This is a genomic window from Pantoea sp. CCBC3-3-1 (assembly GCF_007981265.1).
GTDB lineage: Bacteria > Pseudomonadota > Gammaproteobacteria > Enterobacterales > Enterobacteriaceae > Erwinia.
In genome coordinates this window covers 1,229,684-1,249,142 of the sequence record NZ_CP034363.1, presented here as the reverse complement: position 1 = coordinate 1,249,142, position 19,459 = coordinate 1,229,684, and the positions used below count along the sequence as shown (strand labels likewise).

Annotated in this window: 20 protein-coding genes and 1 tRNA gene; 15 read left to right on the top strand and 6 right to left on the bottom strand. The window is 54.1% G+C overall.

Going from position 1 to position 19,459, the window contains the following annotated elements:
* Nucleotides 1-12: 12 nt before the first annotated feature.
* Nucleotides 13-89 (bottom strand) — tRNA-Arg (locus EHV07_RS05695).
* Nucleotides 90-271: 182 nt separating this feature from the next.
* Here EHV07_RS05695 and folD point away from each other — a divergent pair.
* Together folD and ybcJ are read left to right on the top strand one after the other, a co-directional pair.
* On the top strand, nucleotides 272-1,138 hold the full coding sequence (folD, locus tag EHV07_RS05690) for a bifunctional methylenetetrahydrofolate dehydrogenase/methenyltetrahydrofolate cyclohydrolase FolD (protein WP_147195918.1): 867 nt from the start codon (nucleotides 272-274) through the stop codon (nucleotides 1,136-1,138).
* Entirely contained in the window at nucleotides 1,138-1,350 is a 213-nt protein-coding gene (ybcJ, locus tag EHV07_RS05685; protein ID WP_147195915.1) for a ribosome-associated protein YbcJ, read from the top strand. Before folD ends, ybcJ begins: the two co-directional genes overlap by 1 nt.
* A 105-nt stretch (nucleotides 1,351-1,455) precedes the next feature.
* Here ybcJ and cysS read toward each other — a convergent pair whose 3' ends face one another.
* Entirely contained in the window at nucleotides 1,456-2,844 is a 1,389-nt protein-coding gene (gene cysS / locus EHV07_RS05680) for a cysteine--tRNA ligase (protein ID WP_147195912.1), read from the bottom strand.
* 233 nt (nucleotides 2,845-3,077) lie between these two features.
* Between cysS and ppiB the strand changes: the two genes are divergently transcribed.
* The 5 genes from ppiB (at nucleotide 3,078) to EHV07_RS05655 (ending at nucleotide 7,194) form a co-directional block, all read left to right on the top strand.
* Entirely contained in the window at nucleotides 3,078-3,572 is a 495-nt protein-coding gene (ppiB, locus tag EHV07_RS05675; RefSeq protein ID WP_147195910.1) for a peptidylprolyl isomerase B, read from the top strand.
* Nucleotides 3,572-4,297, top strand: a complete 726-nt coding sequence (gene lpxH, locus EHV07_RS05670; RefSeq protein WP_147195908.1) for a UDP-2,3-diacylglucosamine diphosphatase — start codon at nucleotides 3,572-3,574, stop codon at nucleotides 4,295-4,297. Before ppiB ends, lpxH begins: the two co-directional genes overlap by 1 nt.
* A 146-nt stretch (nucleotides 4,298-4,443) precedes the next feature.
* Nucleotides 4,444-4,953: a 5-(carboxyamino)imidazole ribonucleotide mutase gene (gene purE / locus EHV07_RS05665; protein WP_147195906.1), complete on the top strand. Its 510-nt coding sequence runs from the start codon at nucleotides 4,444-4,446 to the stop codon at nucleotides 4,951-4,953.
* Nucleotides 4,950-6,029, top strand: coding sequence for a 5-(carboxyamino)imidazole ribonucleotide synthase (gene purK / locus EHV07_RS05660; RefSeq protein WP_147195904.1), 1,080 nt, complete (start codon nucleotides 4,950-4,952; stop codon nucleotides 6,027-6,029). The genes purE and purK overlap by 4 nt, the downstream gene beginning before the upstream one ends.
* A gap of 421 nt (nucleotides 6,030-6,450) precedes the next feature.
* Nucleotides 6,451-7,194: a LuxR family transcriptional regulator gene (locus EHV07_RS05655; RefSeq protein ID WP_147200537.1), complete on the top strand. Its 744-nt coding sequence runs from the start codon at nucleotides 6,451-6,453 to the stop codon at nucleotides 7,192-7,194.
* Here the strand turns inward: EHV07_RS05655 and EHV07_RS05650 are convergent.
* The 3 genes from EHV07_RS05650 to ybbA form a co-directional block, all read right to left on the bottom strand.
* Nucleotides 7,156-7,737, bottom strand: a complete 582-nt coding sequence (locus EHV07_RS05650; RefSeq protein WP_254446311.1) for an acyl-homoserine-lactone synthase — start codon at nucleotides 7,735-7,737, stop codon at nucleotides 7,156-7,158. The genes EHV07_RS05655 and EHV07_RS05650 overlap by 39 nt on opposite strands.
* Before the next feature lie 236 nt (nucleotides 7,738-7,973).
* Entirely contained in the window at nucleotides 7,974-10,391 is a 2,418-nt protein-coding gene (gene ybbP / locus EHV07_RS05645) for a putative ABC transporter permease subunit YbbP (protein ID WP_147195900.1), read from the bottom strand.
* Nucleotides 10,388-11,074: a putative ABC transporter ATP-binding protein YbbA gene (ybbA, locus tag EHV07_RS05640; protein WP_147195898.1), complete on the bottom strand. Its 687-nt coding sequence runs from the start codon at nucleotides 11,072-11,074 to the stop codon at nucleotides 10,388-10,390. Before ybbA ends, ybbP begins: the two co-directional genes overlap by 4 nt.
* On the opposite strand from ybbA, the gene tesA reads away from it, so the two are divergent.
* Genes tesA through EHV07_RS05615 form a run of 5 tightly spaced genes read left to right on the top strand, consistent with a single transcriptional unit; the run spans nucleotide 11,045 to nucleotide 14,827 of the window.
* Entirely contained in the window at nucleotides 11,045-11,692 is a 648-nt protein-coding gene (gene tesA, locus EHV07_RS05635) for a multifunctional acyl-CoA thioesterase I/protease I/lysophospholipase L1 (protein WP_147195895.1), read from the top strand. The genes ybbA and tesA overlap by 30 nt on opposite strands.
* Before the next feature lie 4 nt (nucleotides 11,693-11,696).
* Complete coding sequence (locus EHV07_RS05630; RefSeq protein ID WP_147195893.1) at nucleotides 11,697-12,494, top strand: SDR family oxidoreductase; 798 nt, start codon at nucleotides 11,697-11,699, stop codon at nucleotides 12,492-12,494.
* A gap of 53 nt (nucleotides 12,495-12,547) precedes the next feature.
* Nucleotides 12,548-13,405 (top strand): co-chaperone YbbN, encoded by an 858-nt coding sequence (locus EHV07_RS05625; protein WP_147195891.1) that lies wholly within the window; start codon nucleotides 12,548-12,550, stop codon nucleotides 13,403-13,405.
* Between the two features lie 55 nt (nucleotides 13,406-13,460).
* Complete coding sequence (locus EHV07_RS05620; protein WP_147195889.1) at nucleotides 13,461-14,372, top strand: SPFH domain-containing protein; 912 nt, start codon at nucleotides 13,461-13,463, stop codon at nucleotides 14,370-14,372.
* A complete protein-coding gene (locus EHV07_RS05615) occupies nucleotides 14,372-14,827 on the top strand; it encodes an NfeD family protein (protein WP_147195887.1) in 456 nt (151 codons plus the stop codon). Before EHV07_RS05620 ends, EHV07_RS05615 begins: the two co-directional genes overlap by 1 nt.
* Nucleotides 14,828-14,869: 42 nt before the next feature.
* Here EHV07_RS05615 and cueR read toward each other — a convergent pair whose 3' ends face one another.
* Complete coding sequence (gene cueR / locus EHV07_RS05610; protein WP_147195885.1) at nucleotides 14,870-15,280, bottom strand: Cu(I)-responsive transcriptional regulator; 411 nt, start codon at nucleotides 15,278-15,280, stop codon at nucleotides 14,870-14,872.
* A gap of 143 nt (nucleotides 15,281-15,423) precedes the next feature.
* On the opposite strand from cueR, the gene copA reads away from it, so the two are divergent.
* The 3 genes from copA to ybaK all read left to right on the top strand — a co-directional run bounded on the left by copA (nucleotide 15,424) and on the right by ybaK (nucleotide 19,455).
* Nucleotides 15,424-17,922 carry a copper-exporting P-type ATPase CopA gene (gene copA, locus EHV07_RS05605; protein ID WP_147195883.1) on the top strand — a complete coding sequence of 833 codons (2,499 nt, stop codon included), beginning with the start codon at nucleotides 15,424-15,426 and terminating at the stop codon, nucleotides 17,920-17,922.
* Nucleotides 17,923-17,993: 71 nt separating this feature from the next.
* On the top strand, nucleotides 17,994-18,794 hold the full coding sequence (locus EHV07_RS05600; RefSeq protein ID WP_147195881.1) for a TraB/GumN family protein: 801 nt from the start codon (nucleotides 17,994-17,996) through the stop codon (nucleotides 18,792-18,794).
* Nucleotides 18,795-18,975: 181 nt separating this feature from the next.
* A complete protein-coding gene (gene ybaK / locus EHV07_RS05595; RefSeq protein ID WP_147195879.1) occupies nucleotides 18,976-19,455 on the top strand; it encodes a Cys-tRNA(Pro)/Cys-tRNA(Cys) deacylase YbaK in 480 nt (159 codons plus the stop codon).
* The last annotated feature ends 4 nt before the right edge of the window (nucleotides 19,456-19,459 follow it).

Sequence of the window (19,459 nt, the reverse complement as noted above, 5' to 3'; positions counted from 1 at the left end):
ATTGAAAAGTAATGGTACGCCCTACAGGATTCGAACCTGTGACCTACGGCTTAGAAGGCCGGTGCTCTATCCAACTGAGCTAAGGGCGCATTGGGAACTGGGTCGAATTATACGGTGCGAAGCGGTCGAGTCAACGATTTTGCTTACCAGGTCATTCTATTGCTGCACTATTAAGCAGCCAGCGCCGAATCTGTGCCTGACAGCGGCGTCCGCTTCTGACAAAATAGACCGCATACTCCGTTTCAACTAACCCAGATGGATCCCCTCTCTGATGGCAGCAAAGATTATAGACGGTAAAACGATTGCGCAGCAGGTGCGCCTTGAGGTTGCCGGGAAAGTGCAGCAGCGTTTGGCAGCGGGTAAACGCGCCCCCGGCCTGGCGGTAGTGTTAGTGGGTGAAAACCCGGCTTCGCAGATTTATGTTGGCAGTAAGCGCCGTGCCTGTGAAGAAGTCGGCTTTATCTCCCGCTCATATGATTTACCCGCGTCGACCAGCGAAGCAGAACTGCTGGAGCTGATTGACAAGCTGAATAACGATGGCGCAATCGATGGCATTCTGGTTCAGCTGCCGCTTCCGGCAGGTATTGATAACGTTAAAGTGCTGGAGCGTATCGCGCCATCGAAAGATGTCGACGGTTTCCATCCTTATAACGTGGGTCGCCTTTGCCAGCGCGCGCCTAAACTGCGTCCGTGCACACCTCGCGGCATCGTTACGCTGCTCGAGCGTTATAATATTGACACCTTCGGCCTGAACGCCGTGGTGGTTGGCGCATCAAATATCGTGGGCCGCCCAATGAGCATGGAACTGCTACTGGCAGGTTGCACAACAACGGTGACGCACCGTTTTACCAAAGATCTGCGTCATCATATTGAGCATGCCGACCTGCTGGTGGTTGCAGTAGGTAAGCCTAACTTTATTCCTGGCGACTGGATTAAGCCTGGCGCAATCGTGATTGATGTGGGTATCAACCGTCTGGAAAGCGGTAAAGTGGTCGGCGACGTAGATTTTGCTGCAGCTTCCGAGCGGGCAGCTTATATTACGCCGGTTCCAGGCGGCGTTGGCCCAATGACCGTGGCGACGCTGATTCAGAATACCCTGCAAGCCTGCGAAGAATTTCATGATGGAGCAGTACAATAATGGCAACTTTTTCTTTGGGTAAACATGCCCACGTCGATTTATGCGATCTGCTGAAGCTGGAAGGTTGGGTAGAAAGCGGCGGCGCGGCGAAAGACGCAATCGCGGACGGCCAGGTAACGGTGGACGGTAAAGTGGAAACCCGTAAACGCTGCAAAATCGTTGCGGGTCAAACCGTTAACTTTGATGGCAACAGCATCACCGTCGCTGAATAAAGCCAGCGGCAGGCTGCACTTTGAAAGCTGCGCCGCCAGTAAATAAAAGTGCGACGCCAGCGCTAAAATAATTCAGGAGCCACTCGGCTCCTGAAATTTTTTGGCTTATTTACGACGCCAGCTGGTCCCCTGTGGACCGTCTTCAAGTACGATCCCCATCTCGACCAGCTTGTCGCGCGCAAGATCCGCCTGAGCCCAGTTTTTCTCTTTACGTGCATCCAGGCGCATTTTAATCAGCGCTTCGATTTCAGCGACCTCATCATCATTCCCCTGCGCGCCGCTTTGCAGGAACTGCTCAGGATCCTGTTCCAGCAGACCCAGCACGCCAGCCAGCTGACGCAGTTTCGCCGCGAGGCCGTTGGCCGCCGCCCTGTCTTCCGTTTTCAGCCGGTTCACTTCGCGAGCCATATCAAACAGCGCAGAGTAAGCTTCCGGCGTGTTGAAGTCGTCGTCCATCGCCTCACGGAAACGCGTTTCAAACGCTTCGCCGCCAGTGGCTTCTGCATTGGCGTCCGTATTACGCAGCGCAGTATAGAGACGCTCCAGCGCAGAACGCGCCTGCTTCAGGTTATCTTCACCGTAGTTCAGCTGGCTACGATAGTGCCCGGACATCAGGAAATAACGCACGGTTTCCGCGTCGAAATATTCCAGTACATCACGCACGGTAAAGAAGTTGTTCAGCGATTTAGACATCTTCTCACGGTCAACCATCACCATGCCGGAGTGCATCCAGTAATTGACGTAAGGGCCATCGTGCGCACAGGAAGACTGCGCGATTTCGTTTTCATGATGGGGGAACATCAAATCAGAACCGCCGCCGTGAATATCGAAATGCTCACCCAGCTGCTTGCAGTTCATCGCTGAACATTCAATATGCCAGCCCGGACGGCCCGCGCCCCACGGCGATGGCCAGCTCGGCTCATCGGCTTTCGACATCTTCCACAGCACGAAGTCCATTGGATTGCGTTTTACGTCTGCCGCCACTTCCACGCGCGCACCCGCCTGAAGCTGTTCAAGATCCTGGCGCGACAGCAAACCGTAATCGGGATCGCTGGCAACAGAAAACATTACGTCGCCGTTGCTGGCGACATACGCATGATCGCGATCGATCAGCTTAGCCACCAGTTCAACGATTTCACTGATATGGCGCGTGGCACGAGGTTCCAGGTCCGGCGGCAGAATATTCAGCGCAGCGAAATCCGCATGCATTTCGGCAATCATTCGGTTGGTCAGTGCTTCGACGCTTTCGCCATTTTCATTGGCACGTTTGATGATCTTATCGTCGATATCAGTGATATTACGCACATATTTCAGCGAATATCCCAGGTAACGCAGGTAACGCGCCACGACGTCAAAAGCCACAAAAGTACGTCCATGGCCGATGTGACAGAGGTCGTAAACGGTAATGCCACACACGTACATGCCAACACTGCCAGCATGAATAGGTTTAAATTCCTCTTTTTGACGACTCAGGGTATTAAAAATCTTAAGCATTGAGACATTCCGTTTTTAGCGTGTGCGACGTTAGCGAGTGAAACTCATATTCTGCCGTATTGTTAACGTAACCGCCACGCAAAGCAAGGCTATGCCTGCCTCCGTTTATGCGGCGATACTGACTCATCATCACTTTTTGTGATATAAAAGCCCTCTATCTATAGCGGTCGTGCGCCTGCGTGAGCGCCGACGGCGACGCAATCTAAACCCTTCAACCTTGACAGGATGAGAATATGGTCACTTTCCAGACTAACCATGGCGATATCGTTATCAAAACTTTTGATGATAAAGCGCCAGCCACTGTTAAAAACTTCCTGGATTACTGCCGTGAAGGTTTCTACGACAACACCATTTTCCACCGTGTGATCAACGGCTTTATGATCCAGGGCGGCGGCTTTGAGCCGGGCATGGCGCAGAAAGCAACGAAAGAAGAGATCCGTAACGAAGCGAACAATGGCCTGAAGAACACCAAAGGTACGCTGGCGATGGCCCGTACTCAGGCGCCTCACTCTGCAACTGCACAGTTCTTCATTAACGTAGCCGACAACGACTTCCTGAATTTCCGTGACGAAAGCCTGCAAGGCTGGGGTTACTGCGTGTTCGCAGAAGTTGTGGAAGGCATGGACGTGGTTGAGAAGATCAAAGCCGTGGCAACAGGCCGCAGCGGCATGCATCAGGACGTGCCAAAAGATGACGTTGTGATCCAGAAAGTCACCGTCAGCGAATAATGTCTCACACGCTGTTTATCGCAGATTTGCATCTGTGTGCAGAAGAACCGGCAATTACTGCCGGTTTTCTTGCTTTTTTACGGCGTGATGCGCGGCAGGCCGAGGCGTTATATATTCTCGGCGATCTGTTTGAAGCCTGGATCGGCGATGACGATCCCGATCCGCTTCACGCTGAAATAGCCGCCGCATTACGTGAATTACAGCCGCTCAACATCCCCTGTTATTTTATCCACGGCAACCGTGATTTTTTGCTGGGCAAACGCTTTGCCGCCGCCAGCGGGATGACGCTGCTGCCGGAAGAGCAGGTGCTGGAAATCCACGGACAACGGATTTTGATCATGCATGGCGATACGCTTTGTACCGACGACGAAGGCTATCAGCGCTTCCGTCGCAAAGTACATCAGCCCTGGCTGCAAAAACTGTTTCTTTTATTGCCTCTGTTTATTCGTCAACGCATTGCGCTAAAAATGCGGGCGGGCAGCAAGCAGGCTAACAGCAGCAAAGATTTCACCATTATGGATGTCAATGCCGCCGCCGTTCAGGACACCATGGCTCGCCATCAGGTACGCTGCCTGATCCACGGCCACACCCATCGCCCGGCGGTTCATCAGCTTAGGGTTGATAACCAGCCAGCAGAACGCATTGTGCTCGGTGCCTGGCACAGTGAAGGGTCAATGATTCGGGTCAGTGAGAACGAAACCCGACTGATTTCCTTTCCCTTCTGAGCCGGCGAAAAGTCGTTATAAGCCGCGTTTAAGGCCAGAGCAAACGTTTTCCTGGCCCCACAGTCATGATATTCTCTCTCTCCTTCCCATCTGGCGGCCAGCAGGCTGGCAGATGACGTATGTACAATCACAGGAGTCAGACCCGCATGTCTTCCAACGCCGCACCGGCCCGCATTGCTATTGTTATGGGATCCAAAAGTGACTGGGCAACCCTGCAATTTGCCGCGGAAATTCTCACCAGCCTGGCTGTTCCTTTTCATTGCGAAGTGGTTTCAGCGCACCGTACGCCGGATAAGCTGTTTAGCTTTGCCGAGCAGGCCGCAGAGAACGGCTTCGACGTGATTATCGCAGGTGCCGGCGGCGCAGCGCATCTGCCGGGCATGCTGGCCGCTAAAACGCTGGTGCCGGTACTGGGCGTGCCGGTACAGAGCGCAGCGCTAAGCGGCGTCGACAGCCTGTATTCTATCGTGCAAATGCCACGCGGCATTCCGGTAGGCACACTGGCAATTGGTAAGGCGGGCGCGGCTAATGCAGCCCTGCTGGCGACACAGATTCTGGCGCTGCACGATGCAGATCTGGCAGGTCGGTTGGCGAACTGGCGTCAGGCACAGACCGATGACGTGTTGAATAACCCGGATCCGCGGGAGGAAGCATGAAGCCGGTTTGCGTATTAGGAAATGGCCAGCTGGGCCGGATGCTACGCCAGGCGGGTGAGCCGCTGGGTATCGCCGTTTATCCTGTCGGCCTGGATGCCGAGCCAGAAGCCCTCCCCATTCAGCAGAGCGTAATCACAGCAGAAATCGAGCGCTGGCCTGAAACCGCGCTGACCCGCGAGCTGGCAAGCCACACCGCCTTTGTTAACCGCGATATCTTCCCCCGTCTGGCCGACCGCCTGACGCAAAAGCAGCTGCTGGATCGGTTAGGACTTGCTACCGCGCCATGGCAACTGCTGGCCGACGGAGCAGAATGGCCGCAGGTTTTTGCCCGCCTGGGCGAACTGGCTATCGTTAAGCGCCGCACCGGCGGCTACGATGGCCGGGGACAATGGCGACTGCGTGCGCATGAGACCGATTCCCTCCCTGCTGATTGCTATGGCGAATGCATTGTAGAGCAGGGAATTAACTTCTCTGGCGAGGTGTCGCTGGTAGGTGCACGCGGGCACGATGGCAGCACCGTGTTTTATCCGCTGACGCACAATTTGCATCAGGATGGCATTCTGCGTACCAGTGTTGTGCTGCCAGAAGCCGATGCTGCGCGACAGAAGCAAGCTGAAAGTATGCTTTCGGCCATTATGCACGAGCTGAACTATGTAGGCGTGATGGCGATGGAATGTTTCGTTGTGCCAGAAGGCTTACTCATCAACGAACTGGCACCGCGGGTACACAACAGCGGACACTGGACGCAAAACGGCGCTTCCATCAGCCAGTTTGAGCTGCATCTGCGCGCTATTCTCGATCTGCCTCTGCCGAAACCTGTGGTGAGCACGCCCTCAGTAATGGTGAATTTGATTGGTACCGCATTCAACGTGGCATGGCTTAATCAGCCGTTGGTACGCCCTCACTGGTATGAGAAAGAGGTTCGTCCTGGCCGTAAGGTAGGCCACCTGAATCTTAATGATGTCAGCGTCGAGGCCCTACAAGCTGCGCTGAACGATTTAGTCCCGCTGCTGCCGACAGATTATGCCAGCGGTATAGCCTGGGCAATCACTCATCTGAAAAAGGACAGTGCTTAACTGTACTTAAGTATGGCTATCATTTCTGGAGTGAAAGTCGTATTGTATCGGCGAACACAATAAGAAATACATAGTACTATTAAGTAATTAGAAGTTTTGTTTGCCAACACCAAGGGAACCAGCTCCAGGCAGTAAGGATAATTACGTTAGATTTTTTCACCATTAACGTTGTTTCCGCCAGGAACTGGTTATCCCTGCTCTCCGCATCTTCTCTCTTTCCTCACCTTTTCGGGTGCTGCTTCACGTCGATCTTTACCTAAACCGCATTCGCATTTTACTGCCGGCTATTATTTGAACTTTCAGAGCAGATTTGACTCAAATTGACAAGTTTTAGTGATGTGTAGCCATAGGCTTGGTTTGCAAAGCATGGTAGAGTCAGGGATTGACGATGGAAGCCTCACTTTCTCAGGGAGATAATGACATGTCTAAATTGTTTTTTGGTAATATGTTGATCAATTCCTCCATACAGGATTACCTGGAGAGAAAACTGCTGCAATTTAATAATATTAAATACGCCTATGCGATCATGAGTAAGCGCAACCCGGCTGATTTTTGTATTATTTCAAATCGGCAGGAATGGTTTGAAGTTTATAAGGAAAATAACTTCCAGTTTATCGACCCTGTGTTAATAACAGCGCTTTATCGCGTCTCTCCCTTCTCATGGGATGAGAATATTATGCTGAACAAAGGCGTTAAGGTTCCTAAGCTGTTTGATATGGCACGCAATCATAACATCATTAATGGCTATACCTTTACGCTGCACGATCAGAATAACAATCTTGTTGTCCTGTCAATTATGATGGATGAGCATTGTGATGATAACATTGAAGAAATAATTCAGAATAACAAAGATAAACTTCAGATGTTGTTAATTACCACACATGAAAAAATGACCACGCTGTATCAGGAGCAATCCCGGAAGTCAGAATTTGAAGAAATGAATACCCGTGAGATATTTTCAAAACGTGAAAATGAAATTATCTACTGGGCCAGCGTCGGAAAATCTTATCAGGAAATTGCATTGATACTGGGAATAAAGCTGACTACCGTAAAATACCATATTGGTAACGCGGTGAAGAAGCTTGGCGTTACCAATATGAAGCATGCCATCAGGCTCAGTATTGAACTACAGCTTATCAGGCCGGTTCTCACTGACGGGGATTGACAGTGGCCAGGCATCCAGCTTGATATTTAACCCGGGTGCCTTCAGTTTTACCCGCTCAATCAACGTGCGCTGATTATCATCGTCAATCGGCATAAAGATGAGCCAGATACTTTCCTGCTTTTCAGAAACCCCCTGTTTTACCACAGAAATATCCCAGCCCGACTGCCTGAAAATGCGATACATCGGATTACTGACAACCGCATAAATCCCTTCATATTTGTAATGACGTGCATAGTTGATCATTGAAAGAAAAAGCAGAGCGCTCACCGGTTGCTGGCGTAACTCAAGTGCGTTAACCCGCTCTTTATCTATAAATAATCGGCTGGCCTCAACATAATTACCCTCAGGCAGTTCAACGTTATCAAACCAGGATTTGAATGTACCGGTAATCATATTGGGATATTTAATTTCTATAAAACGAAGGCTGCAAACGCAACGCTCGTGGTAGACGCCAAAGATGTAGGCGGTATGATGATTATCGTATTCATCAAACTCCATATTGTTTTCACTTTTCACCATCCAGTTAAGGCGATCTTTAAACACTTTTTTTCTTAACGTAAAAAGTTCATTTGATTTCAATTCAGTGAGGAAACGATATTTTATATCCAGCAAATCTAACATTTAAGATATTTCCCTGTTATACGTTATACAACACCTTTATCATTAGCCCGCCAAAAAATACACCAATCCTGAATGAATTCTTTTCAACCTGAGCTTCCTGGCGGTAATGCATCACCGAAAAAAGCCAATGATAAAGGCCGGCGTAACCGGCCTTTATTCTACGCTGCGTTATAGCCCCGAAACAATGCATTTCCTTTCAGTAACCGGATCCCTAACCAGCCACCACAAAGGGAAAGTAGCACCGCACCCGTTATTGGCAGAATAATCCATAACAAATAATCCGGCTGCCAGGGGAAATCAAAAACTTTCGTCTGTAATCCCCATAATGCCGCTTCTGCGCCCGTGGCAGCCGCAATGCCTGAAACCGCTCCCAAAAGCGCAAATTCGCACCATAGCGTTCCCCGCAACAGCTTTTTACTGGCGCCAAGCGTCCTGTAAACCACCAGCTCCTGTCTGCGCTGGCGCATCCCGACCTGAATCTGCGCCAGCAGCAGCAGGACGCCACAGGCGGTGACCAGCACGACCATAATTTCCAGCGCCTGACTGACCTGGGTCAGTACCTGCCCTATTTGCTGTAAAATGCTGCCAATATCCAGCAGGCTGAGCGTCGGAAACTGACGATTTAACTGCGCCAGCAGCGCGCTATTGTTATCCACGCGAAAACTGGTCAGCCAGGTTTGCGGCTGATCGTCCAGCGCACCAGGTGGAAAAATAAAGAAAAAGTTTGGCTTCAGGCTTTCCCAGTCTACTTTTCTCAAACTGGTGATGGTGGCGGAAAACGCCTGCGTATCACCAGTAAAGGTCAGCGTATCGCCGAGACCCACGCCTAACCGCCCCGCCAGCGCCTCTTCCATAGAGACCTCTCCTTTTGCCGGTGGCCAGTGTCCCGCCGTCAGCGGATTATGGTCGGGCAACTGCGCAAGCGAAGTCAGGTTGAGTTCACGGTTGAGCGCGTTATCCTGCGAGGGATCTGCCGGTTGATGATTGATACTGGTCAGGCGGACTCTGGCAACAGGATAAAACGTTTGTGGCGTAACCTGGTGCTGTTGCAGGAAGGATTGCACCTCCGGCACCTGATCGTGGGTGAGGTTGAGCAGAAAATAGTTAGGGCTGTCCGGCGGCAGCTGCTGCTGCCAGCGATCCAGCAGATCGCCGCGCATCACCAGCAGCAACGCCAGCAGCATAAAGGATAAGGAAAAGGCCGACAGCTGGCTGAGCGTCGTCCAGGGCTGGCGCAGCAGCCGGTTGACCGCCAGCCGGAAAGCCAGATGGCGCACGCGCAGCCGACGTAACAGCAGCAATCCACCCCAGCCAATACCTGAAAGCAGCAATGACAGCAGCACAATGCCGCCAATCAGCGCCCAGAGCAGTTTACTTCCCCCGACCAGCAGCGCGAGCAGCACGACGACCACCAGCGCCATCGCGGGCAGGTAGTACTTCAGCGGCCAGACATTCGCCACCACATCGCGTCGCAGCACGCGTAAAGGCTGAGTTGCCAACAGCAGACGGTAAGGCCGCAGACCTATCAATAGCGAAATAACAAACAGCGAGCCGATAGCCCAAACCCACGGCCATCCGCTGGCTGCCGGCAGCTCACCCGGCAAGACGGGTTTGAGCATTTGCAGCAATATTTCCTCGAATCCTTTACCGATAATGCCGCCGCATATCGCAGCCAGCAGCAGCACCGCCAGCCACTGGCCAACAATCAGCTTACGGAGCGCCGCGCGGTTAGCTCCCAGCGTCTTCAGCACGGCGACCAAATCGTAGCGGCTTCGACAGTAATGGCTCATGGCTACCGCAACAGCCGCAATCGCCAGCATCAGCGTCAACAGCGCCGACAGCAGCAGGAACTGCTGGGCACGCTGCATCGATTTCCCCAGCGCATCTTCAGCGTTATCTACGCTAATCCAGCGCTGATCGGGCTTGATTTGCGCCGTAATAAAGCGGTCATAGCGCGCCAGCTGCTCTGGCGTTCCGGCAAATTTATAGCGCCAGGTCAGACGGCTGCCCGGTTGAATAGCGCCGGTCTTCGCGACATCCGCAAGGTTCATCAGCAGGCGCGGTGCGGTCTGAAAAGGATTAAAACCCGCGTCCGGCTCCTGAATGACCGATCCTGAAATACGCAGCGTGGTATCACCGACGTCCAGATCTGCGCCAGCCTTGAGGTTAAGCAAAGCCAGCAGGCGCGGAGCGGCCAGCACGGTTCCGGCAGCGGGCTTTAATCCGGCAGGCTCGGTCGCCAGCTCGCCAAACATCGGATAGCGATCGTCAACCGCCTTTACCGAAGCCAGCTGGGGCGTGTCACCGGCAAAAGTCATGGTCATAAACGTGAGTTGACGGCCAACTTGCAGGCCGTCTCGCCGGGCTTCATCCAGCCACGCCTCTGGCACTTCACGCGAGCTTTGCAGCGTTCTGTCTCCCGCCATATAGTCGCGGCTTTGCTGCGTCAGCCCTTTTTCCATGCGGTCGCTCAGCGAACCAAGCGCAAGCACGCAGGCGACCGCCAGCGTCAGCGCCAGCCAGACAATCAGCAGCGAAGGCGATTTCCACTCTCGCCAGAACCAGCGCCAGATCATGCTTCCTCCCACAATTTACCGTCCCTAACCCGTAACCGCCGATCACAGCGGGCCGCCAGCTGCTCATCATGCGTAACCAGTATCAGCGTGGTGGCAAAGTCACGGTTAAGGGAAAACAGCAGATCGACAATACGCTCGCCGGTTTTACGATCGAGATTGCCGGTAGGTTCATCTGCAAACAGCAACGCAGGCCGACCGCTAAACGCTCTTGCCAGCGCAACTCGCTGCTGCTCCCCCCCGGAAAGCTGAGAAGGTAAATGGCCGAGACGCCCGGCGAGGCCAAGCTGGGTAAGCAGGTTTTTCGCCTGCTCCCGGCTTTGGCTGTCGCTCTCTCCTCGTAACAAGGCCGGCAGCTGGACGTTTTCCAGCGCGTTGAGCGTGGGCACCAGCATAAAAGACTGAAAAACGAAGCCGACGCTTTTCGCCCGCAGTTCGGCCCGCTGTTCCTCGTTCATCTGGTGCAGCGGCTTGCCCAGCAGAAACACCTCCCCTTCGCTACCGTCATCCAGCCCGGCGAGGATCCCTAACAGCGTTGACTTACCAGAACCCGATTCACCAATCAGCGCGATGGTCTCCGCCGGTTTGACAACCAGCTCAACTCCGGTAAGGATGGAAAGCTGATGCTCACCCTGACCTACGGACTTATTAAGACGATGAACTGCAAGAATGTTTTCCGCTGGCATTACCTTGTCCTGTTATTTTTGGCGCTGATCGCGAAAGCGACGGCGGCAGATAAATTGCTGGTGCTTGGTGACAGCCTCAGCGCGGGTTACAGAATGTCTGCAACCGCGGCATGGCCTGCCTTACTTAATGAAAAATGGCAAAATTCTCCAGATGTTATTAACGGTAGCATAAGCGGCGATACTGCAACGCAGGGATTGGCTCGCCTGCCGGCACTGCTTAAAACGCATCAACCGCGTTGGGTACTGATTGAACTGGGCGGAAACGATGGCCTGCGCGGCTTTCCACCCCAGAAACTTGAGCAGGATCTGCAACAGATCATCAAACTGATCAAAGCGGCCAACGCGCAGCCGCTGCTGATGCAGATTCGTATTCCCGCTAACTATGGCCGTCGGTATACCGAAGCGTTTAGCGCTATTTATCCCAAACTCGCAGAAACCAATGCTATTCCATTGGTGCCTTTTTTCATGGAGCAGGTTTATCTGAAGCCGGAATGGATGCAGCAGGACGGGATCCATCCCAATCCCGCTGCCCAGCCGTTTATTGCCGCGCTGATGGCCAGGGAACTGGCACCCCTCGTTAACCATGGTCAATCGGCTTTGAAGACGGCGGACAGGTAAAGTTATGCAAAAAATAGTTGTTATCACTGGCTGCTCCAGCGGCATTGGTCTGGTCGCCGCTAACGACCTGTTGCGCCGGGGTTATCATATCTTCGCCGCCTGCCGGAAACCGGACGATGTACAGCGGATGGCACAGCTGGGATTCACCGGTATTGAGCTGGACCTGAACGACAGCGAGAGCGTGGAGCGCGCCGCGGCGCGGATCGTTGAGCTGAGCGGCAACCGCATCTATGCCTTATTCAATAACGGCGGCTACGGCGTGTATGGCCCGTTATCCGCCATTTCGCGTCAGCAAATGGAGCAGCAATTTGCCACCAATCTGTTCGGTACACATCAGTTAACGATGCTGTTACTGCCTGCTCTGCGAGCCAGTGGCGAAGCGCGAATTGTGAATACCAGCTCCGTTATGGGGTTGGTCTCCACGCCAGGGCGAGGTGCCTATGCGGCCAGTAAATATGCGCTGGAAGCCTGGTCTGATGCGCTGCGTATGGAGCTGCACGGCAGTGGTATTCGCGTCAGCCTGATTGAGCCGGGTCCGATTAAAACCCGCTTCACTGAAAACGTAAACCAGACTCAACAGGATAAGCCGGTAGAAAATCCCGGCATCGCGGCCCGGTTTACGCTACCACCCGAAGCCATTTTACCTAAGCTACGGCATGCGCTGGAAAGCCGTCATCCGCGCCTGCGCTATCCTGTGACGCTTGTCGCACATGCACTGAGCATTCTGCGACGTTTATTACCTGGCTGGATGATGGATCGCATTTTGCGCGGTAAACAGGCGGATAACAGCAATAAACCTTGAAGCCTGGCGGTCCGCCCCAATAGAGTAAGAAACCCTGAAAAAGAGACGAATTCATGTCACCACAAGCTGCCATTGTCACCATTAACGAAACCAATCTGCACCAGACGCTTGAGCAGTCGATGCAGATCCCGGTCCTGTTTTATTTCTGGTCAGCACGCAGCCAGCACTGTCAGGAACTGACGCCGCTGCTCGAGCGTCTGGCACAGGAGTATGCCGGTCAGTTCATTCTGGCAGAGCTGGACTGCGACGCAGAACCTGCCGTGGCCCAGCAGTTCGGCCTGCGCTCCATCCCTACCGTTTATCTGTTCCAGAATGGTCAGCCAGTCGATGGCTTCCAGGGCCCGCAGCCGGAAGAAGCGGTACGCGCCCTGCTGCATAAGGTGCTACCAAAAGAAGAAGAGTTAAAAGCGCAGCAGGGAATGGCGCTGATGCAGGAAGGCAACGTGCTGGAAGCGCTGCCGCTGCTAAAAGAGGCCTGGCAGCTCAGCAACCAGGAGAGCGAAATCGGCTTTCTGCTGGCGGAAGCGCTGATTAAGCTCAATCGCAGCGATGAGGCTCAGGCAGTGCTGGACGTGGTGCCGTTGCAGGATAAAGATACCCGTTATCAGGGGCTGATTGCGCAAATCGACCTGCTGAAACAGGCTGCCGACACGCCAGAAATTCAGCAACTGCAACAACAAATTGCTGCGGAACCCGACAATGCCGAACTGGCCACTAAACTGGCGCTTCAGCTACATCAGGTTGGCCGCAATGAAGAGGCGCTGGAGCTGCTGTTCAGTTATTTGAAAAAAGATTTAGGTGCGGCAGAGGGTCAGGCGCGTAAAATCCTCCAGGAGATTTTAGCGGCACTGGGGACGGGCGATGCACTGGCGGCAAAATACCGCAGGCAGCTCTACTCGCTGCTCTACTAATTCAAGCGATACGGGCCGAATGAATCGGCCCGATGAGTAACAATCCGGAGGTTATATGATAGTGATTCCCGTTATTATTCTTCTCGCGCTGGTCGTCGTCTGGTCCGGCATAAAAATCGTCCCTCAGGGCTATCAGTGGACGGTGGAGCGCTTTGGTCGTTACACCAAAACCTTGCAGCCTGGCCTTAATCTTCTGGTGCCGTTTATGGATCGTGTCGGTCGTAAGATCAATATGATGGAGCAGGTGCTGGATATCCCATCGCAGGAAATCATTTCTAAAGATAACGCCAGCGTCACTATTGATGCCGTCTGTTTTATTCAGGTTGTCGATTCGCCACGGGCCGCTTATGAAGTCAGTAATCTTGAACTGGCTATCGTCAATCTGACCATGACCAATATGCGTACGGTGTTGGGTTCGATGGAGCTGGACGAAATGCTGTCGCAGCGTGACAACATCAATACCCGGCTGCTGCGTATTGTTGATGAAGCGACCAATCCATGGGGCGTGAAAATTACCCGAATTGAAATCCGCGACGTAAGGCCTCCGGCGGAGCTGATCGCTTCAATGAATGCACAGATGAAAGCGGAGCGAACCAAACGCGCCGACATCCTTGAAGCGGAAGGGGTGCGCCAGGCGGCGATACTGCGTGCAGAAGGGGAAAAGCAGTCGCAGATCCTGAAAGCGGAAGGTGAACGGCAGTCTGCCTTCTTACAGGCAGAGGCGCGAGAAAGAAGTGCTGAAGCCGAAGCTCAGGCCACCAAAATGGTTTCTGAAGCGATTGCTGCTGGCGATATTCAGGCGATTAACTATTTCGTGGCGCAAAAATATACCGATGCTTTGCAGCAGATTGGAACCTCCAGCAACAGCAAGATGGTGATGATGCCGCTGGACGCTTCCAGCCTGCTCGGATCAATTGCCGGTATTTCTGAGCTGCTGAACGAAACCAAAAAAGATCGGGGCGCATAATGCTGAGCGAACTGTTGGCAACGCCTTCCTGGCTGTGGCTGACGCTCGGCGGCCTGCTGCTGGCGGCTGAAATGCTGGGTGCCAGTGGCTATCTGCTCTGGAGCGGCGTCTCGGCGCTGTTGGTTAGCCTGTTGGTCTGGCTGGTGCCCTTATCATGGGAATGGCAGGGTATCGCCTTCGCGCTGTTAACGGTTCTCTCCGCGATAGGATGGTATTACTGGCTGAAAAACCGCGACCGCAGCTATCCGCCCTCTTCCCTTAACCAGCGCGGCAACCAGTTAATTGGCCGTCAGTTAACGCTGGAAGAAGCGCTGGTCGACAGAATTGGGCATGTGCGGATCGGCGACAGCAGCTGGCGGGTTGAGGCCAGCGAAAACTTTCCGGCAGGAACCCTGGTGACGGTCATCGCGGTTGAAGGCATTACGCTGCTTGTTGCCAGACGGGCAGCAGAGTAGCAAGGGTAAGAGATACCTTGCGCTCGTGCAGCGTAAGGTATCTCAAACGCCGCTTTTGCTGCGGCAGCAACCCGACAGATTATCAATAATCGGGCACTCGGCGCTGTCGTCGCCCGGGCAACTGTCGGCAAGCGCCAGCAAACGTTCACGCATCAGGTTCAGCTCGCTGATATGCGTCTCAATCTCAGCGACTTTGCTTAGCGTTCGTGCTTTTACATCGGCGCTGTGGCGCTGCGGATTGTTAAACAGAGAAACCAGCTCGCGGCACTCTTCCAGGTTAAAGCCAACCTGCCGCGCCTGCCGCAGAAACGTTAGTTCTTCCAGATGCTTTGTCGTATACGCGCGATAGCCGTTCTCGCTGCGCATGGGAGCAGTCATTAGCCCTTTTTCTTCGTAAAAGCGAATAGCTTTGCTGGTCAGCCCGGTTTTTCTCGCCACGTCGCTGATATTCATTTTTGTCCCCGCTGCAAGCCTTTGGGAAATCTTAGCACTGTATCAGGCTGCGCAGGCCAATAACTTGACCTTCCCCTTGAGGGAAGGTTTATCCTTGATTACGGTTACAAAAGCCTGCGGGTTAACGCGAAACAGGAGCATTTATGTCACAAACTACGTTACTGGCGCTGGAAGGACTCTCCTGCGGCCACTGTGTGAAACGAGTTAAGGAAGCGCTGGAACAACGTGCTGATGTTGAAAAGGCTGATGTTTCAATTAGCGAAGCGCGTATTAGCGGCAGCGCCAGCCCTGACGATCTGATTGCTGCCGTTGAGCAGGCAGGATATCAGGCCCAGCTTGCGCAGGACAACGCTCGCCCAAAGCCTGAACCGCTGGCAGCTCAGCCGGAAGCGCTGACAGCGGAACCTGAAGGGCTTCCGGCACAGGAAAGCGAGAGCTTTCACCTGCTGATTGACGGTATGAGCTGCGCAAGCTGCGTAAACCGTGTGCAGAGCGCCCTGCAACAGGTGCAGGGCGTCAGTCAGGCACGCGTCAATCTGGCGGAACGCAGCGCGCTGGTGCTGGGTGAAGCCACGCCAGATGCGCTGATCCAGGCCGTAAAAGAGGCGGGTTATGATGCCGAAATTATTGAGGACGATACCGAGCGGCGTGAAAAACAGCAGCAAACGGCGGATAAGGCGATGCGCCGCTTTCGCTGGCAGGCCGCCGTCGCGCTGACGCTCGGCATCCCGCTGATGTTGTGGGGCATGGTCGGCGACAACATGATGCTTACCGCCGCCAACCGCAGCGGCTGGCTGATCGCAGGCGCGCTGACGCTGCTGGTGATGATCGTCGCAGGCGGGCATTTTTATCGCAGCGCCTGGCGTAGCCTGCTTAATCGCAGCGCGACCATGGACACGCTGGTGGCGCTCGGGACGGCTGCCGCCTGGCTTTACTCCATCACCGTCAACCTTTGGCCAGACGCTTTCCCGCATGAAGCCCGTCACCTTTATTACGAAGCCAGCGCGATGATTATCGGGCTGATCAATCTGGGGCATATGCTTGAGCAGCGTGCACGTCAGCGCTCATCGCAGGCGCTGGAGCGTTTGCTGGATCTCACGCCGCCAACGGCACGAGTGGTCACAGAACATGGCGAACAGGTCGTTGAACTGAGTAACGTGCAGACCGGCATGACGCTACGGCTGACAACCGGCGATCGCGTCCCGGTGGATGGTGTGATTACGCAAGGTGAAGCCTGGCTGGATGAAGCCATGCTGACCGGGGAAGCGCTGCCGCAGCAAAAAAGCAGCGGTGATAAAATTCATGCCGGAACCATGATGCAGGACGGCAGCGTACTGTTTTCCGCCAGCGCCGTCGGTAAAAATACCACGCTGTCGCGCATTATTAATCTGGTACGCCAGGCGCAGAGCAGTAAACCGGAAATTGGCCAGCTGGCGGATAAGATTTCGGCGGTATTTGTGCCCAGCGTGGTTGCTATCGCCCTCCTGAGCGCGGCAATCTGGTATGTATTCGGCCCTGCGCCGCAAATTGTTTATACCCTGGTGATTGCCACCACCGTGCTGATTATCGCCTGCCCCTGCGCGCTGGGTCTGGCTACGCCCATGTCGATCATTGCTGGCGTAGGTCGTGCCGCCGAGTTTGGCGTGCTGATACGCGATGCCGATGCCCTGCAACGCGCCAGTACGCTCTCTACGCTGGTTTTCGATAAAACAGGTACGCTGACCGAAGGCAAACCGAAAGTGGTGGCTATTACGTTGTTTAACGGAGCGCAAGAGCAGCAGGTTTTAACATGGGCCGCCGCGCTGGAACAGGGTTCCCACCATCCACTGGCTCGGGCAATTATCGAACGTGCGGATGCTGCCCAGGTTGAGGTATCCGGTTTTCGTACGCTGTCGGGCCAGGGCGTCAGCGGCACCGCCGACGGCAGAGAATTGTTATTGGGTAACAGCGCCCTGATGGCGCAGCAACAGATCCCGCTTACCGATGCGCAAGACCAGATTGCCGCTCAGGCAAAACAAGGTATAACGCCCGTTCTGTTAGCCGTCGATGGCAAAATTCAGGCGATGTTTTCTATACGCGATCCCTTGCGAAGCGAGAGTGTCGCCACGCTGCAACGTCTGCGAACAATGGGCTATCAGGTAGTCATGCTGACCGGTGATAATCCGGTGACCGCGCAGGCTATTGCACAAGAAGCGGGTATGGATAACGTTATCGCAGGCGTGCTGCCAGAGGGCAAAGCTGAAGCCATACGCAAACTTCAGCAGCAGGGACATCAGGTTGCGATGATCGGTGATGGTATTAACGATGCGCCAGCGCTCGCCCAGTCTGACGTGGGTATTGCGATGGGCGGCGGCAGCGATGTGGCGATCGAAACGGCAGGCATTACCCTGATGCGTCACGATCTGCATGCGTTAGTCGACGCGCTGGCTATCGCAAAAGCAACGTTAAGAAACATGAAGCAGAATCTGCTGGGTGCCTTTATCTATAACGCATGCGGCATCCCCATTGCCGCAGGCATACTCTACCCACTAACGGGCACGCTGCTCAGCCCGGTAGTTGCAGGCGCCGCGATGGCACTCTCTTCCATTACCGTGGTCAGCAATGCCAATCGTTTAATTCGCTACCGGCCGCCGCGGGCGTAGCGTAACCCGGTTCTCATCTGTTCTTCAGTCCGCTAAACCGTTAGCATGGGGTGATAACAGATGAGGAGCCTATGGGAAAATTATTGCGTGAGATGGCGGCTCTGTGGCGAAAACTGTCGCCGGTGCGCTATGCCTATCCGGCGCAGGATGTCGCCCTCGGCCACAGTCAGCTGCATCTGGTTGGCAGTATCCATATGGGCACGCAAACAATGATGCCGCTGCCCGCAGCATTACAGGCAAAGCTGGCGCATGCTGATGCCCTGATTGTGGAAGCCGATATCACCTCCGGCGCCTCTCCTTTCAGCGAAAGCGAGATTTGCCTGCCGCTGGCGGAACGGCTCACCGCTGAAGAACTGTTCCAGCTGCGGCGGCTATGCCATGAAGTTGGCATTGATCCTGACGTCATTGACCTGCTACCAGCATGGCAAATTGCGCTCATGCTTCAGGCGCAGCAGGCGCAACGCCTGGGACTGCGCGCGGATTACGGCATTGATTTTCAGCTATTACAAGCCGCGCGGGCACAGCAGAAGCGAATCATCGAACTGGAAGGGCCGGAAACTCAGCTGGCGCTGCTGAAGGCGTTGCCGGAAAACGGTCTGTCGCTGTTGCAGGATACCCTGAAGCACTGGCATACCAACGCCAGGCTGCTACAGACGATGATTGGCTGGTGGCTGGAGACGCCGCCCGGCAACAATAAAACCGTGCTGCCCGGCACGTTCAATAACGCATTGAATGATGTACTGATGCTGCAACGCAACCAGCGCTGGAGCGAGACGTTAAGCGAGTTACCGCCAGGGGATTACGTGGTGGCCGTGGGTGCACTGCATCTGTATGGCGAAGGTAATTTACCCGCTTTACTGAAAAAAAGCTGAAAAAAAAGGCCAATATCGCTATCAGCCCGTCAATGAGGAATTTTTTATGATTTTAGTTAGCCGTCAGCAATCGGGTTGCTAACGGGGCGATGATTGTCGCTCAAAGCCTGAATTTTCGCCAGTACTTTTCTTCATCAACCCCGGTTATTTACCGTTCACTTTTTGCAGAAGGATCGCTTTTATGACCCCAGCAGTAAAACTCCTCGAGAAACAAAAGGTCAGCTTTCAGCTTCATGCTTATACGCACGACAGCAGCGACACCCATTTTGGCGATGAGGCGGTGCGTAAGCTCAATCTGGATGCGAATCGGGTCTATAAAACGCTGCTGGTCGCGCTTAACGGTGACAATAAAATGCTGGCGGTGGCGGTGACGCCGGTTGCCGGACAGCTGGATTTAAAACATGTTGCCAAAGCTTTTGGCGCAAAGAAAGTTGAGATGGCCGATCCGCAAATCGCCCAGCGTACGACCGGCTACCTGTTAGGCGGCATTAGCCCGCTGGGGCAAAAAAAGCGTTTGCCCACCGTGGTCGATAAGCCCGCCCAGGATTTTCCCACTATTTTTGTCTCGGGTGGCCGTCGGGGGTTGGAAATTGAACTGTCACCGCAGGATCTGGCGCAGCAGCTCGGCGCTGTATTTGCAGATATTTCGCGGCGAGATTAACCCA